The sequence below is a fragment of the Erysipelotrichaceae bacterium 66202529 genome (genome assembly GCA_017161075.1).
Classification (GTDB): Bacteria; Bacillota_I; Bacilli_A; order Erysipelotrichales; family Erysipelotrichaceae; genus Clostridium_AQ.
The window spans coordinates 2,396,021-2,411,816 of record CP046174.1; the positions used below are offsets into that span (position 1 = coordinate 2,396,021).

Here is a 15,796-nt window from a genome sequence, read left to right on the forward strand (position 1 = left end):
CTTACTTTACCAGCAGCTCCTGAACCTCATCCAGAAATACATCCCTGCCGATACTGCTGTATCCGATGTTGAAGTACGGGCTGGAAGGAAGGTTGATAACCTGCTTATTTTTCACTGCACGCATCTGTTTATATACACGGTTCTTTTCTAATGCCTTTCGATCCGAATCCGTCCCGACGACGACCAGATAATCCGCATCCAGCTCTGCCAGTCCCTCATAGGATATGACCGGCAGACTGATGGAATCCTGCTTTGGCATATTGGCAGGCTTTTTCAATCCCATATCCTCATACAGCACACTTCCGATTCCGGCAGCATCAAATACAAACAGCTGTCCTCCACTTGCCAGCAAGGCCAGATAGGTTGCATCGCTGCCATTGGCCTTTTGTACTGCAATACCCTTCTGCTTTGCCTTTTCATCATAGCTTTTCAGCCACGCATCCGCTGCCTCCTCCTTCTGCATCATGCTTGCAAACGTTTTTACATCCTGCCGCCAGTCTGTCTGCGCCAGCTGTACCATGATGGTTGGCGCAATTTCCTTTAACTGCTCATACATTTTTTCCTGTACGTTGGATATGATGATAAGATCCGGATCCAGGTTTAAAATTCCTTCTATATCCATGGCATCCTGCATGCTGTATCCCAGGATTTTTGCCCCCTGTAATGTATCCTTCAGGTATGCCGGAAACACTGTGTAATCATAGGCATCTGAATTTGCAGTTCCAACCACGGAATAGCCAAGCAGAGATAAAATATCGCTGTTTCCGCTCAAATCCACGATCCGCTTTGGCTGTGCAGGGATTTCCACCTTTCCCCTTGCATCCTGTACAGTAACGGTTTTATCCTTTGAGGATATCTCCTTTGTATTCTGACAGCCCGCTGTAAAGCCCAGCATAAGCATGCATACAAAGAGTATTCCTATACGCTTTTTCATATGTGCTTCCTCCTTTATCTGTTAGCTTATTCTAACTTACGTGTGCCATTATAACAAACCCCATGATTCCGTGCAAGCATTTCACCTGATATCCTTATTTCATCACCCAGTAGCATTATAATCGTATCCGCTGCCGCACTCTGCTATAATACTAGCCGGGAGGTTTTTTATGTATACATCCACCAGCTCTACACAGTTTCTTGACCTGTTCACTCAGGAGCTTGATCTGCACATAACACAGCGCGATGGGATCCGGTTTCTGCAGCAGAGAAATACAAAGCAGGGTATTTATCAGTATGGCATTCCTGGCTTATATGTATTCACGATAGCAGACTACACCATTCCCCATCACTTTTCCATACGCTTTGATCACGAGGAACGTCTGCTGCGCTTCGGTCTTGTCCAAAACGGCTCCACCAGCGTGCAGCTGCAGGATAAGCTGCCCTGTACACAGCAGCCAGCCGCCTTCCTAATCCGGGAGGAGCAGCCCTGCGGTATACAGACATGGGAGCCAAACGAGCACCTGCAGGGCATGGAATTTACACTTTACCCTGCCTTTTTGAACCAGCTTCATCAGCGTGGTTATTCTATATCGCTTCAGGAGCAGCTGATTGTCAATCACACCTATCACTATCTGCCTGCACAGCTCTACCCACTTTTGTATGAGCTAAAGCGGCTGCATGAGCAGCGAACGCTGACAGCTCTGTATACGGAAGGGGCACTCCTGCAATGTCTCAGTGTGCTGGAAAAGGAATATGTACAGCAGGAAGGCTTATGCCTAAAGCAGATGGATTATGGCGTTATCCGGCTTGGTGAGCGCACGATCCGACTGCAGGAGCATGATTACAAAGCCATACAGCATGCACACAGACTGCTGCAGGAACAAATCAGTGACCCTCCGACGATCCATGCGCTCAGCAGGACGTTGCTGATTGATGAACAAAAGCTAAAGGCCGGGTTCCGGTATTATTATCATATGAGCATACGCGAATTTTCCATCTCCGTCAAAATGACACATGCCGCTGCCCTATTATGTACAAGTGAATTATCTGTGCAGGAAATTGCAGAGCGTGTCGGATACCGCTATCCCTCCAGCTTTATTCAGACCTTTTCAAAGCTCTATCACTGTACTCCCCTCCAGTTTCGTCAGCGTGAAAAAAGCAGATAAATACATACAAATAAGTCTTAATAAAGCGAACTCCCTATCAAAAGGAGTCATTTGCTTTTTCTTTATCTTCTTCAAAAGCATTCCTTATATGACACAAAATAAAACAGTCCGCGGACTGTTTTATTTTGTACATCTGCAGCGGAAGGATTTACATTCCGTTTCGTGACAATCGCTAGGATGAACACAGTTATCACAGCAAACGCTGATCGTCTCTGCATTACATAATGCATCCTTGTTGTAAACACAATTGTGCACGCTGCACAGGATTTCTGTTTTTTTCTGCATGGCTCACACCTCCACACAGTTAGTATGAACCCTTTTTAAAACTCTATGTGCTGAAAATCACCATTGCACTGAAACAGTAAATCTGTTCCTCCGCAAAATCACTTACCGCAGTGGAGAATTTAATATCCAGCAAGCGGATATCCGCATGCTCGCTCAAATAGGCATTCACTGCTTCTGTAAGATCATCCTCATGCTCCTCGTCAAACACCTTGATCTGTACCATCTGCTTCACCGCATTTATACTAGCATATCACATACGCAATCACTGTCGATATAGCGCAGCGCAGCTCTGTATTTTTTCTTGTGCCGCTGCACTAACCGCTACCAGCGGCAGGCGCAGAATATTTTCACATTCATCCAGTGTATGCAGCATGTATTTCACAGGTGCCGGGGATGCCTCACAAAAGGTCAGGGATGCAAGCTCATACAGCTGCTTCCGCAATTTGTTGTCAACTCTGCCCTCATCACAAAAGCTGCGCAGTTTTCGCATACAGACATGTCCCATAACGGAAATAAGGCCGTCCATCCCGGCATCAAAGCCCTCATCGAAGAAGCCGTCCTCTCCGCTGTAAATCTGAAAAGCAGGATGCTGTGCCTTCAGCCTTTTTACGGTATCCAGATTGGAGCATGCCTGCTTCAAAGCGGTTATGTTGTCATGGGTATTCAAAAGATCATGGATGGTTTCCTGTGTCAGCTCCACACCGGTTCGTGAGGGTACATTATACAGCATGATATTTGTATGCACTGCAGAAGCGATTGCATCATAATGCGCATACAGACCGGCAGCATTCGGCTTGCTGTAGTAGGGCGTCACAAGCAATACACCATCAATATCCTCTTTTTCTGCCTGCTTGCAGGCAAGAATCGTTGCCGCTGTATCATTGCTGCCGCAGCCATACCAAATCTGTGCACGATGCTTCACCTTCCGTATGACATGACGAAGGATGGAAAGCTTTTCATTGTGTGAAAGCGTTGGTGTTTCCGCTGTTGTACCACATACGATAAAGCCGTCACAGCCCTCCTTCATGAGCCTGTGCACAATACGATCCAATGCCTTGTAATCCACCTTGTTCTCTTCGGTAAACGGTGTCACCAAAGCAACCATCAGTTGTTTCATAAGTCTATCTGCCTCCCAGTAAGATTGGCTGCAGCTGTCTGTGTTCCAGTGCCTGATCCATCGCGGGCTCCAGTAGCTTCCAGTCAGACACGATGCTGCGCTCCTTATTGAAGGGCGCATCCTGTCGGAACGGAATCACATAAAAGTGCTTCATATTAAGCAGTGAAAATATATTCGCTCCACTGATTCCCAGTCCGTCATTTGTCGCAATACCGAATACGACATTGCGCTGGTTGCGGATCATCGCCTTTGCAGACAGTGTAACCGGATGATCGTAAATACCATGCGCCATCTTTGCTGCCACCGTGGCTGTCATGGGAGCGATCACCATTATATCATATGCATTGGACGGGCCAACTTTCTCTGCTTCTACAATCGTATGGATGATGTCATGTTTTGTCACATCCTTTACTTTTCCCAGGAATACCTCCCTGTCAAAGAAACGCGTGGAGCAGCGATAGACATTTTCACTCACGACAGCCGTAACGTCATTGCGCTCACACAGAGCTGTCAGCTGTTCAAGAACTGCCGCATGATTACAAAACGAGCCGCAGATGCCAAACAGAATCCGTTTATTTTCCATTGTTCAGTTTCCCCCTTATACATTCCGCAATTATATTCCCTGCACTGATACAGGCAAAGCGTCCCGGCAGATTGTGTGCCTTGATTACGGTTATTCCCTCCTCATGCGCGGTATGCAGGTCTATTAAGTCCGGTGTGGAGATATCAATAATAATTGGCTTGCGCTTCCAGGAATGCATCCGCTGCGGGTCAATCATAACACCCGTTGCTGTATGGATAATCACATCACCACAGCTATCCCAGTCACGCACCGGCAGAAAATCCCCTTCCTTCTGACAGCTTCTGCGTATGATTCGTACATTCACATGCAGATTTTTCAACAGCTCATATATCACCTGTCCGCAATGACCATAGCCGACGATATCAACCTGAATATCGTAAATACTTTTACAAATACAGCTGATTAGCTCATTTAAAACACCCTCAGCTGTAAGAACTGCATTTTCATGGATCACACTTTCCTCAAGCATATAGTAAATCTTTCTTTGCGGAAGTGCGTCCAGCACCTTGTTGCGCATCCCGCTGAACAGCACACAGTCCTTTCCCTGCATTTCATAAAATGCATGCGGTATATGAATCGTTTCCTTTTGTATTTTCACATAGCCGAATTCATCGACTCCCCGAACCGGAAAGACGACAGCCTGATACTGTGGCAGATTCAAAAAATCCGTATACTCATCCAAACGGTCTACCGCAAAATCCCTGGACAGGTTGTCATAGACCTGGATCATTCTTTCATCACTGCATATTACTGCAATTTTCACACTATCCCTCCTTACGCCATTGTATGTAGAAGCCGCTCATTTGCCATCCGAAAAGAACTACGTACAGAAGCAGTGAAGCCCTGTATGCGTTTCTTATACCGGTATACCACAAAAAAAAGGAAGTACGAATTTCATCCTTATGCAATGAATTCCTACTTCCTCATATTCATTTGGTTTACAGCGGCATATTCTACAGGCTTTTCGCTGTTACTTCTGTGATATCACAAAGTAATTCCGTTTTCCCTTTTTGATCAGTGTGCGTCCTTCTGAAATGGCATTCGCAGAAGAAACGATGAATTCCACATCCTTGACCTTATCTCCATTCACCTGAATAGAGCCCTGATTGATCCACTCTCTGGCTTCCCGCTTACTGCTAGCGATGCCTGCCTGCACCAGTGTGTCCGTCAAGGTCAGCGCATCATCGATTTTGGCAGCTTCAAAGCCCTTTAATGCATCGTGCAGCTCTCCTGCATCCAAATCCTTGATGTTTCCTTTAAACAGGGCGTTGGTGATTTTCAATGCCTTGTTGTATTCCTCCTCCCCATGCAGGAAGGTTACAACCTCCTTCGCCAGCGTTTTCTGTGCTTCTCTGAAATGCGGTTCTGTTTTGACCTTTTCTTCCAGTGCATCGATTTCCTCCTTGCTCAGGAAGGTCAGCTTTTTCAGGTAGTCAATGACCTTTTCATCCTCGGAATTAACCAGAAACTGATACATTTCATAAGCGCTTGTTTTCTTTTTATCCAGCCATACCGTACCGGATTCACTCTTTCCAAACTTCGTACCATCCGCCTTGGTAATCAGCGGCATCGTCAGGCCATAGCACTCCACCTCAGCACCATGCTTTTTACGAATCAGCTCCAGACCACTGGTGATATTGCCCCACTGATCCTGGCCGCCCAGCTGCAGGGTACAGCCCTTATCCTCATACAGATGCAGAAAGTCCAGTGCCTGTAAAATCATATAGGAGAATTCCGTGTAGCTGATACCGGCATCCAGACGGCGCTTTACGGTTTCCTTATTGATCATGTAGCTGACATTGAAATATTTTCCATAGTCTCTTAAAAAATCAATTACTGAAATATCCTTCGTCCAATCCAGATTATTAACCATTTCAAAGCCGAACAGCTCCTCAATCTGCTTGCTGAGGCTCTGGTAGTTATGCTCCAGCACTTCCTTTGTCAGCATATTGCGCTCTCCGCTTGCCTTCGGATCCCCGATAAAGCCGGTCGCTCCGCCAACCAGCATAATCGGATGATGGCCGTGCTCCTTTAACCGCTTTGCACACAGCAGGGATGAATAATGTCCGATATGCAAGGAATCTCCGGTCGGATCAGTTCCGATGTAGAAGGTCAGCCCTCCGTTGTTCAGCTTCTCCTCCAGCTCCGGACTGGTCACATCATTGATCAGTCCGCGGTATTTCAGTTCATCAAATAATTTCATAATCGTCTTCCTCTCTTAAATAAAAAAACGCCCTTGCTCCAAGGACGCTTATATGCGTGGTACCACCTTAGTTCTTCCATGACAGAAGCACTCTATGCCATAACGGGGCAGACCGGTCTATCTTTGCAATAGACAGCTCCAAGGTGTATTTCTCAAGGTCACCCGCAGCTTTTCACCAGCCAGCTGCTCTCTGAAGGGATTTTCTCAAGCTCTTTTCTTATCAACGCTTTCCTTATTCAGGATATAAGTAACTTTGGATTTTGTCAATCCTATTTTGTAGATTTTCTCGGTGTGAAAATATAGCTCAGCTCGATTTCCTTGTCTGTCACTTCATTTTCATCATGCAGCATCTTTGTCAACAGTCGCATAGCCACAGCACCCAGATCATAATCCGGAATCTTAAATCCGGAAATCTGCGGACGTGCCATCGCATTGTACTTGCTGTCCAGAATACAAATCAGCTCCATTTCATCCGGAATGCTGATGCCGGCTTCCTTTGCTGTATTCATAACCGCCATCGCCTGGGAATCACGGTAGGTAATGACTACATCATGACGAATTCCCTGCTTCATATATTCTTTCAAGAACAGATAAGAAGAACGGTATTCCTTTGGAATTTCAATGAAATTTTCAAATTTCATACCCGCTTCATCAAACGCGCGATTTAATCCTTCCAATAGCTGCTCAATCATTTGCGGATTCTTTCTATCCTCTACCAGAGCAATGTTTTTCTTTCCCTGCTTAATGCAGCCGCTTGCATATTCATATACAAGATTTGCATAATCAACATAGACACTGCCCACAGTATCATCGCTCATTTTATTACCGATGACAACGATTGGAACCTGATACCGTGTCAGCTGATTCAGCTCTTCCTTATTCAGCTTGTCATTGAAAATCACAACACCGTCCACACGGGATTTGATGATATTTTCAATGATATCATTCATTTCCGTGATACCCTCAGTTGTGGTATGCAGCATGATGTTGTATTTATATATTTTTGCCACGTCAATCAACCCGTTGATGATCTGTCCGGTATAGAAATAGCTTGCTTCCGGCACAATCAGGGCAATGGTCGTGGTTTTCTGCAATGCCAGTCCCTGTGCGATCGCATTTGGCTTATACCCCAGCTTTTCAATGGCTTCCTGCACCTTGATGCGGGTATCCTCACGTACGACCTCTGAACCGTTGATTACACGGGATACTGTTGCCAGAGATACATCGGCTTCTTTTGCTACATCATAAATCGTAATTCTTTTCATAACCTGTTATCCCTTCCGACTGTCGTCTTCATCTGTGTCCAAGACACGTTTCAGTCCGTTGAATGCAGCCTCAGCCACCTTCAAGGTTCCTTTTTTCAGCTTCCTTACACCTGTTTTCACTTGCTCGTCATTGCGTATGGTGTCCACGGTATCCGTTACAGCATGTACAGAGCGTCGCACATATTCATTTTGACGAACCTCTTGTATACCATCCTGCACATAGCCCGCCAGCTTATCTGCCGCAGCCACAGCCTTTTTACTGCCCGCCTGGACATCCTCGCGCTGTGAAAAACGCTGCAGACGATCCTGTGTTGCTGTCAGAAGCTTCTGTGTCTCCTGCTTCAAACGTTCCATTCGCTCGTTCACTTCCATGGAATCCGCATGCCCACTCAGCCAGTCACGCATTTCCTGAAAAAGGCGCTGCAGCTGTTTCGCAGCATCATCCAGAATCTTCCTTGAGCCTTCCTGCTCCTCATCATCACATTCCATCGTAATGATTTTGAACTTCGCTTCCTGTTCCAGATTTTCGACTTCTTTTTCTCGTTCATTATCCATGATTATTCACTCACTCCATCCTCTTCATCATGATCGTCTTCCTTCTTCATACTGGCAAATATCCAGTCCTTGATGGAAGAAAAATTCTCTATGACAGCTACCAGAGTGGAACGTACCGCATGCTTGCTCGCCTCGTGAACACAGTCTACCGTTTCACTCAGCTCATTCAGCGTATTTAACGGCTTGTCCAGTGTTTCTAATTGCCGGTTCGTCGTCTCCAGCGTCTTTGACAGCTTCACCACGGCATCATTTGCATTTTTCAGTAATACAATCAGATGCTTGACAAATATTGCAAGGAAAATCAGCACAACGACGCCGCAAATTGGCAATGCCTTGCCGGCGACACTGCTCGTTAATTCCAATAATTGATCTAAACCCATAGAAACACCTCTTTATTTATTCTAAAACAATTTGTAAGTTTTTTCAATATCTATTGAAAAGTTTTTACAATATTCTTTAATTTGTATATATCCTTGCTGCTCATGAACAGATATACGGCCGGACCCCGCTGTGCAAGCAGCTTCGCCGCAGCCTCATCCTCGTTGATAACCTCTGCTTTTTTGCATTTATCCGCAAGATCGTATATCGTGATATCGATTCCATCCTCCTTTGCCGCATTTTCCGGAAAATGACAGAGATATACCTCATCCGCCTGATCCAGCTCCTGTGCAAAGCGATCCATAAAATAATAGATGCGGGAATAACGATCCGGCTTAAAAAGGGCGATAACCTTCTTTCCCGGATATTTGATACGCGCTGCTTCAATCATATATTTCACTGCGGTAGGATGATGGGCATAATCATCGATATATACATTATCCCCATTTTCTTCAACGGTAAACCTGCGTTTTACACCAGGAAAGCTCTGCAGTCCCTCCTGCAGCAGCTGTGCGCTGAGTCCCTCCATAATACCGACAGCGATCACGCCCAGGCTGTTCCACAATAGCGGCTTACCGACAAAGGGTAGCTCAAAATGTCCAAACAGCTCCTTATGATACAGCACATCAAACTGCATGCCGTTTTCGTTTTGCTGAATATGCACTGCCTGTACGTCGTTATCATCCTGTAAGCCGTAATATAAATGCGGCGTTTTGACATGCAGTAAACGTACCGCTGCATCATCCCCAAACAGGACAACGCCCTTTTGAATCTGATTGGCAAAGGTTTCAAACGCATTGCAGTAATCTTCCATATCCTTATAATAGTCCACATGATCCAGCTCGATATTTGTAATGATTGCATATTCCGGTGTATACGCCAGAAAATGACGCTGGTATTCACAGGATTCCAGCACAAAATAGCGGCAGTCCTTCGGCATTTCCCCGGTTCCATCACCAATCAGATAACCGGTTGGGGCTGCCAGACTCATCACATGGGACAGCATCCCTGTCGTAGTCGTCTTGCCATGGGTTCCTGCCACAGACACCGAGGTGTATTCCTTTGCCAGCTTCCCGAGAAACTCATGATACCAGTAGGTTTTTACCGAGTCCATGGACAGGGCCTTTTTTACCTCCGGGTTGGATTTATCAAAGGCATTGCCAATGATAACGATATCTCCTTCATGAATATGATCCTCGGAAAAGGTCGTAATAGGAATATGTCGTTCCTCCAGCGGCTTTTGTGTGAATATATACTTTTCGATGTCGGAACCGCTAACCTCATCCCCGCGATCGCTTACGATTGTGGCAAGAGAAGCCATTCCGCTGCCTTTAATTCCAATGAAATGATAATGCATGTACAACACCTCTTTTACTCTTTATCGATTGCATCATCAGCACTGCGGATCGGTGTGGATTCTCCAAACAGAGAAATCTGCATCAGATCATCGCTGTCACCGCTCGGCGTCTTTTCTATCATATCCTCCAGCGGTACACTGCGGATTTCTTCCTCCAGGTCATATTTCTCTATTTCCTGTTCTGGAAGCTCCTCTTTTTTCAGCTTTTCCTTTTCTTCGATTTTCTCCTGCGCCTTTGCCTCAAACTCCTCCAGCTCATTGATTCCGTAGTAAGGAGAAATAATGGTACCCAGCGGATTTTTTTTCTTTGACCGCTGCGGAAGCGGCGCTGCGCTTTTCTTCTTCGGCTTGTTTTCCTCTTCACTGGATCCAAAGATTGGAGAAATGACAGGAGAAAATTCAAATTCCTTCTTTTCTTCCCGTTTTACCGGCTTTTTGACACGCAGCGGTTCTTCACTGAGGACGATTGCTTCCTTTTCCTTCTCCTTTGGCTTTTCCTCCAGATCAATGGTCACAAATTTCTTTTCCTCTTTTTTCGCTTCCTTAAGCATGGAAGCCGCATGCGGATTGAAATAAGATTCCATCTGCGTATGCGTGTTTTCCTCTGTTACCGGCTGCGTTACAGTCTTTTTCGGTTTTTCCCTGATTTCGATAGGCTCCAGCTCATCCTCAGCCAGAACCTCAGCCTCTGTTTCTTCAAACAAAAGACCGGCAAGTTTTTTTAATACTGACATACATCATCGTCCTTTCGCTATTTCTGGGCAGCCAGAAAGTCGTTGATCTCTTTTTCAGTTTTTCTCAGCTTGGAAACAAAGCGGCCGGATTCCTGTCCATCCTTATAGGCTACAAAGCTTGGGATTCCCATTACCATAAGCGCCTGACAGATATCGATATTTTCATCGCGGTCGACGTAGTAAAATTTGTAATCGCTGTAGGCCTCTACCAGCTTCGGCATAAACGGCTCAATGAAGCGGCAGTCCGGACACCAGTTGGCAGAAAACGTAAAAATATGAACGCCTTCCTTTGCGGCAGCTTCTTTGAATTCCTCCATGGAATGTAATGCAGTCATATATTCTTTCATTGTATCGCTCCTTTTTTCTTATGCAATAGTCTATCCTGTTTGGCAGGAAAGGGTGCAGCCCTTTCCTTTATTTTTTCACAAAGACCGCCCGATAGATTGGCTGTCCCTTTTCCATAAAGCGATGCTCATATTCCGTTACGACATCCTCATCATGCGGCTCCCGGCGGTAATCGACACTGACTTCCTTCAGCTTCCAGCCTTCCTCCTGAAATTCAATCAGAGAATATTCAAACAGAGAGCTGTTATCCGTCTTCATCTGAATTTCTCCATCCGCCTTCAGGATTTTCGCATATCGTGCAATAAAGGCATGATTGGATAAACGCTTTTTGTGGGCACGCTTTTTCGGCCAGGGATCGGAAAAGTTCAAGTGAATCACATCCACTTCCCCCTGGGCAAACCAGGTGTCGATCTCCTCGGCATCCCCTTGGATATACAGCATATTATCCGGCTTCTGCTCCAGCTTGGTATATTTGCGTACTGCCAGAGCAGCCACATTGATATTCTTTTCAATTCCAACCCAGGCGATATCCGGATATTTCTGGGCCATGTTCACCCAGTAATCTCCTTTGCCAGTTCCAATTTCCACATGAAGCTCTTCGCGCTTCAGCTTCTGTTTCCAACTGCCGGCAAGCTCTGCGGCATCCTTCAAAACGACTTCCTGCTCTTTCAGAAAATCTTCCGCCCAGGGCAGTTTTCGCATTCTCATAGTATGTTTACTCCTTGTTTTTACTTGGCGAGCTGCTCTACCGCAGCCGTATAGATGGCCACAGCACGCATCAGGTCATCGACCAGGACCGCCTCATCCTTTTGGTGACAGCCGCCGATGAACAGGTGCTCCGGCTGCTTCCTATTTGGTAATTCTGGACCAAAAGCCACAAAATTTTCAAATTTCTTTGCATAGGTTCCGCCGCCGATTGTCATATTTGGCGTAAAGGTATCCTTTGTATAGTCCTGATATACACCGCTCAGTGTCTGTACCAGCTCTGACTTTGGATCAACAAACAACGGCTTTGTGTTTTTCTTTATTTGTATATCCAGTGGGTAGTCCAATGCTTTCGCTGTTTCGTGAAAGCCCTGCATAATACATTCAGGATCCGCATCGTTAGGATAACGGATATCAATGGTAATGCTTGCTACATTGTTTTCTATATTTACGATTCCTGTATTCATGGTTAAAAATCCCATATAGGCCCCGTCCATATCAATTCCAAGCGGTTTTCCCTGCCAGTCCTTCAGCATCGCATACGTATCATGTGCGAACTTATCGCCATAGGTACAGCCGATAAAGTTTAACAGATGCAGCGCCGCGTTCACACCGTTGTATGGCATGGCAGCATGTGCAAAAACGCCCTCCATATGCAGCGTCGCCATATTCTCGTCAAGCGTCTCTACGCTTCCCTTCAAACCAAAGGCACGCAGATAAAACAGAAAGGCATCCAGGTATTCATTCTTCCAATCCTTAACCTGGGCACTCGCCTGTCCGATTACGATATTGCTGCGCTCTCCAGCACGCATGCTTGCTATCACTGTATCACAGCTTCCGCTCATTTCAACATGCAGACCGCCCTTTTCTCCATAGATTACAGGAAAGTCCGCATCCGGTGTAAAGCCAAGTGTCGGGATTTCTCCATGCTGTTTATAATATTCCATGCACTCCATACCGCTTTCCTCATCACAGCCCAGAATCAGCATGACCTTGCGGTTCAGCCTGATCCCCTTATCCTTCAGCATTTTGAGCGCATAAAAGCCGGCCATGGCAGGCCCCTTGTCATCCAGCGTTCCACGGCCAAACATATAGCCGTCCACAATTTCACCGCCAAAGGGATCCCTGCTCCAGCCTTCACCGATTGGCACGATATCCAGATGTGCCAGAACACCGACACTTTCCTCACCCTCGCCATATGCGATGACTCCGGCATAGCCGTCGTAATCCTTTATCTGAAAGCCTTCTCTTTTTCCAAGTTCCAGCATATAATCCAGTGCTTTTCTGCAGCCTGCCCCGAATGGCGCATTCGCAGCCTTTGTTTTGTCATCCCTCACTGACGGGATGGCAATCAGACCTCTCAGGTCTTGGATAAACGCATCCTTGTACGTTTCCAATTCCGTTAACCAGTTCATTCGATTCACCTCATGCATATATTCTACCACAAAGGAATGTGAATACCTATGATTATTTTCATAAATTTTCATAAAAGTTTCTGACGCCGCATTCGTAACGATTCCATTCGTTTATAAAAGTCAGATATGAGAAAACAGCAGTATAAAAAGAGGCAGTCCGTGTGGATTGCCTCTGTGTATTCCTTATGCTTCCTTGTTATCTTCCGCAGCAGGTGCAGGACTTGCAGTCTCCGCCTTTGTTTCTTCCTTCTTTTCCGGTCTTGGTCTAGGAAGCAGTGCCTTCGCACTGACATTCACGCGGCCGCGGTCATCGATTTCCGTAACCTTGACACGAACCGTATCACCAATGTTCAATACATCCTCAACCTTGTTGACACGCTCATGATTGATTTTGGAAATGTGCAGCAGTCCGTCTGTACCCGGGAACAGATTGACAAATGCTCCGAATTTTTCAATACGGACAACCTTGCCCTCGTAAATATCTCCAACCTTGGCTTCGCGTACGATATCACGGATCATATCCGCTGCGTGATTGATAGCCGCGCGATCCATATGATAGATTACCACATGTCCGTCATCCTCGATATCAATCTTGACATCATCGCTTGCCTCGATGATTTTATTGATCATCTTACCATTTGGCCCGATAACCTCACGAATCTTTTCCGGATCGATATAGAACTGCTCAATCTTCGGAGCGTATTTGCCGACATCCTCACGCGGTTCACTGATTGCCGTCATCATGTTTTCCAGAATCTGTGCACGTGCGATCTTCGCCTGTGCAAGAGCCTCTTCAAATACTTCCTTTGTGATTCCCGTCACCTTGATATCCATCTGCAGTGCCGTGATACCCTCGCTTGTTCCGGCAACCTTGAAGTCCATATCACCGAAGTGATCCTCCATACCCTGGATATCGGTCAGTACGGTGTATTTTCCGTTTTCCTCATCCATGATCAGACCCATCGCAATACCAGCCACCGGCGCCTTAATTGGTACACCGGCTGCCATTAACGACATCGTTCCGGCACAGATGGATGCCTGAGAGGAGGAACCGTTGGATTCCGTTACCTCGGCAACGGTACGGATCGTGTAAGGGAAATCCTCAACACTTGGCAGTACCTGAGATAGTGCACGCTCTCCTAATGCACCATGACCGATCTCACGACGGCCAGGACTTCCCATACGCCCTGTTTCCCCTACGGAATACGGCGGGAAGTTATAGTGATGCATGAAGCGCTTCGTCTCCACCTCTGTCAAATCGTCAATAATCTGATTGTCATTCATCGGCCCCAGCGTTGTAACGCTTAATACCTGCGTTTCGCCACGGGTGAACAGCGCACTGCCGTGTGCTCTTGGCAGAATGTCAACCTGAGAGTCCAGCGGACGAATTTCATCAATTTTACGGCCGTCCGGACGCACCTTATCTTCAATGATCAAGCGACGCACCTCATCTGCCTCAATACTGTGGCAGATTTGTTTTACCTGCTTGAGCGCCTTTGCCTTAGCGGCTTCATTTTCATATTCCTTTGCATCGAATACAGCGACAGCTTCCTCTGTCAGCTCATCGATTTTTCCATAGCGTTCCAGCTTCTTTTCGATGGATACTGCATCACGTATCGCCTGTTCAAACTGCGCACGTACCTCGCGGTCGATGTCCTCGTCCACGGTATACAGCTTTACCTCCATCTTTTCTTTTCCTACGGCTGCTGCGATTTCTTCCTGGAAGGCTACAAGCTGCTTGATGTGCTCATGACCGAACATGATGGCACCCAGCATTGCCTCCTCGCTTACTTCCTTCGCACCGGACTCTACCATATTCACGGCATATTTTGTTCCGGCAACCGTCAGGTTAATATCACTTTTCTCCAGCTGCTCCGGAGTCGGGTTGATGATGTATTCCCCATCCACGCGTCCGACCATAACACCGGCAATCGGCCCGTTGAACGGGATATCGGAAACACACAGTGCCAGGGATGCCCCAAACATTGCCGTCATTTCCGGCGTACAGTCCTGATCTACGGATAATACCGTATTCACAACCTGTACCTCATTGCGGAAGCCATCCGCAAACAATGGACGGATCGGACGGTCAATCATACGGGCCGTCAGCGTCGCATGCTCGCTCGGTCTTCCCTCTCTGCGTAAAAATCCACCGGGAATCTTACCAACAGAATACAGCTTTTCTTCAAATAAAACGGTCAGCGGAAAGAAGTCAATGCCCTCCTTCGCCTGCTTGCTGGCTGTAGCTGTAGATAATACAACGGTGTCATCATATCTGACCAGGACAGCTCCACCTGCCTGTTTTGCCACTTCACCAGTTTCGACTGTGAGCCCACGCCCACAGAAATCTAAACGAAATACCTGTTTCGCCACGTTCTTCACCTCTATTTTTCTTATCCTTATCATGATATCATATTTTAAAAGCCAATAAAAGAAAAAAAGCTCTTTTCGAGCTTTTTTACTACTTACGCAGTCCTAAACGAGAAATCAGTTCCTTGTAACGGTTCAGATCCTTATTCTTTAGGTATGCCAGCAGGTTTCTACGACGACCAACCATCTTCATCAGACCGCGCTGAGAATGGTAATCATGCTTGTGCTCCTTGAAGTGCTCTGTCAGCTGGTTGATTCTGTAGGTCAATACAGCTACCTGTACTTCTGGAGAACCTGTGTCTCCTTCGAAACGTGCATACTCTTTCATAATTGCCTGTTTTTCGCTTTTTAATAACATGTTGTTTCCTCCTGTTTTCTTATT

18 protein-coding genes and 1 other annotated feature are annotated in these 15,796 nt (G+C 46.3%); of the genes, 1 reads left to right on the top strand and 17 read right to left on the bottom strand.

The window, feature by feature from the left end; genetic code table 11:
• Window position 1: 1 nt before the first annotated feature.
• The gene (locus tag GKZ87_11375; protein ID QSI26042.1) at window positions 2-934 is read right to left on the bottom strand and encodes an ABC transporter substrate-binding protein; all 933 of its coding nucleotides are present in this window, start codon (window positions 932-934) and stop codon (window positions 2-4) included.
• Between the two features lie 169 nt (window positions 935-1,103).
• Here GKZ87_11375 and GKZ87_11380 point away from each other — a divergent pair, with 169 nt between their 5' ends.
• Window positions 1,104-2,102 (top strand): helix-turn-helix domain-containing protein, encoded by a 999-nt coding sequence (locus tag GKZ87_11380; GenBank protein QSI26043.1) that lies wholly within the window; start codon window positions 1,104-1,106, stop codon window positions 2,100-2,102.
• A 120-nt stretch (window positions 2,103-2,222) separates the two neighbouring features.
• Here GKZ87_11380 and GKZ87_11385 read toward each other — a convergent pair whose 3' ends face one another.
• The 16 genes from GKZ87_11385 to rpsO form a co-directional block, all read right to left on the bottom strand.
• Window positions 2,223-2,387: a DUF1540 domain-containing protein gene (locus GKZ87_11385; protein ID QSI26044.1), complete on the bottom strand. Its 165-nt coding sequence runs from the start codon at window positions 2,385-2,387 to the stop codon at window positions 2,223-2,225.
• Between the two features lie 43 nt (window positions 2,388-2,430).
• On the bottom strand, window positions 2,431-2,610 hold the full coding sequence (locus GKZ87_11390; protein QSI27945.1) for a sporulation protein Cse60: 180 nt from the start codon (window positions 2,608-2,610) through the stop codon (window positions 2,431-2,433).
• Window positions 2,611-2,649: 39 nt separating this feature from the next.
• Window positions 2,650-3,504 (bottom strand): 4-hydroxy-tetrahydrodipicolinate synthase, encoded by an 855-nt coding sequence (gene dapA, locus GKZ87_11395; protein QSI26045.1) that lies wholly within the window; start codon window positions 3,502-3,504, stop codon window positions 2,650-2,652.
• 4 nt (window positions 3,505-3,508) lie between these two features.
• Window positions 3,509-4,087 carry a dipicolinate synthase subunit B gene (locus tag GKZ87_11400; GenBank protein QSI26046.1) on the bottom strand — a complete coding sequence of 193 codons (579 nt, stop codon included), beginning with the start codon at window positions 4,085-4,087 and terminating at the stop codon, window positions 3,509-3,511.
• Window positions 4,077-4,850, bottom strand: a complete 774-nt coding sequence (locus GKZ87_11405) for a hypothetical protein (protein ID QSI26047.1) — start codon at window positions 4,848-4,850, stop codon at window positions 4,077-4,079. The genes GKZ87_11400 and GKZ87_11405 overlap by 11 nt, the downstream gene beginning before the upstream one ends.
• Before the next feature lie 207 nt (window positions 4,851-5,057).
• The gene (locus GKZ87_11410; protein QSI26048.1) at window positions 5,058-6,290 is read right to left on the bottom strand and encodes a tyrosine--tRNA ligase; all 1,233 of its coding nucleotides are present in this window, start codon (window positions 6,288-6,290) and stop codon (window positions 5,058-5,060) included.
• A 37-nt stretch (window positions 6,291-6,327) separates the two neighbouring features.
• Window positions 6,328-6,523: a binding site (T-box leader), on the bottom strand.
• Window positions 6,524-6,559: 36 nt separating this feature from the next.
• Window positions 6,560-7,555, bottom strand: coding sequence for a LacI family DNA-binding transcriptional regulator (locus GKZ87_11415; protein QSI26049.1), 996 nt, complete (start codon window positions 7,553-7,555; stop codon window positions 6,560-6,562).
• Between the two features lie 6 nt (window positions 7,556-7,561).
• Complete coding sequence (locus GKZ87_11420; GenBank protein ID QSI26050.1) at window positions 7,562-8,110, bottom strand: hypothetical protein; 549 nt, start codon at window positions 8,108-8,110, stop codon at window positions 7,562-7,564.
• 2 nt (window positions 8,111-8,112) lie between these two features.
• A complete protein-coding gene (locus tag GKZ87_11425) occupies window positions 8,113-8,490 on the bottom strand; it encodes a histidine kinase (protein QSI26051.1) in 378 nt (125 codons plus the stop codon).
• Between the two features lie 50 nt (window positions 8,491-8,540).
• Window positions 8,541-9,845, bottom strand: a complete 1,305-nt coding sequence (gene murC, locus GKZ87_11430; protein ID QSI26052.1) for a UDP-N-acetylmuramate--L-alanine ligase — start codon at window positions 9,843-9,845, stop codon at window positions 8,541-8,543.
• 14 nt (window positions 9,846-9,859) lie between these two features.
• Window positions 9,860-10,579, bottom strand: coding sequence for an internalin (locus tag GKZ87_11435; protein QSI26053.1), 720 nt, complete (start codon window positions 10,577-10,579; stop codon window positions 9,860-9,862).
• Window positions 10,580-10,596: 17 nt separating this feature from the next.
• Window positions 10,597-10,926, bottom strand: a complete 330-nt coding sequence (locus tag GKZ87_11440) for a thioredoxin (protein ID QSI26054.1) — start codon at window positions 10,924-10,926, stop codon at window positions 10,597-10,599.
• Between the two features lie 67 nt (window positions 10,927-10,993).
• Window positions 10,994-11,632 (bottom strand): tRNA (guanosine(46)-N7)-methyltransferase TrmB, encoded by a 639-nt coding sequence (trmB, locus tag GKZ87_11445; GenBank protein QSI26055.1) that lies wholly within the window; start codon window positions 11,630-11,632, stop codon window positions 10,994-10,996.
• A 20-nt stretch (window positions 11,633-11,652) separates the two neighbouring features.
• Entirely contained in the window at window positions 11,653-13,044 is a 1,392-nt protein-coding gene (gene pepV / locus GKZ87_11450; protein QSI26056.1) for a dipeptidase PepV, read from the bottom strand.
• A gap of 183 nt (window positions 13,045-13,227) precedes the next feature.
• Window positions 13,228-15,417: a polyribonucleotide nucleotidyltransferase gene (pnp, locus tag GKZ87_11455; GenBank protein QSI26057.1), complete on the bottom strand. Its 2,190-nt coding sequence runs from the start codon at window positions 15,415-15,417 to the stop codon at window positions 13,228-13,230.
• Between the two features lie 88 nt (window positions 15,418-15,505).
• Complete coding sequence (gene rpsO, locus GKZ87_11460; GenBank protein QSI26058.1) at window positions 15,506-15,772, bottom strand: 30S ribosomal protein S15; 267 nt, start codon at window positions 15,770-15,772, stop codon at window positions 15,506-15,508.
• Window positions 15,773-15,796 lie beyond the last annotated feature (24 nt).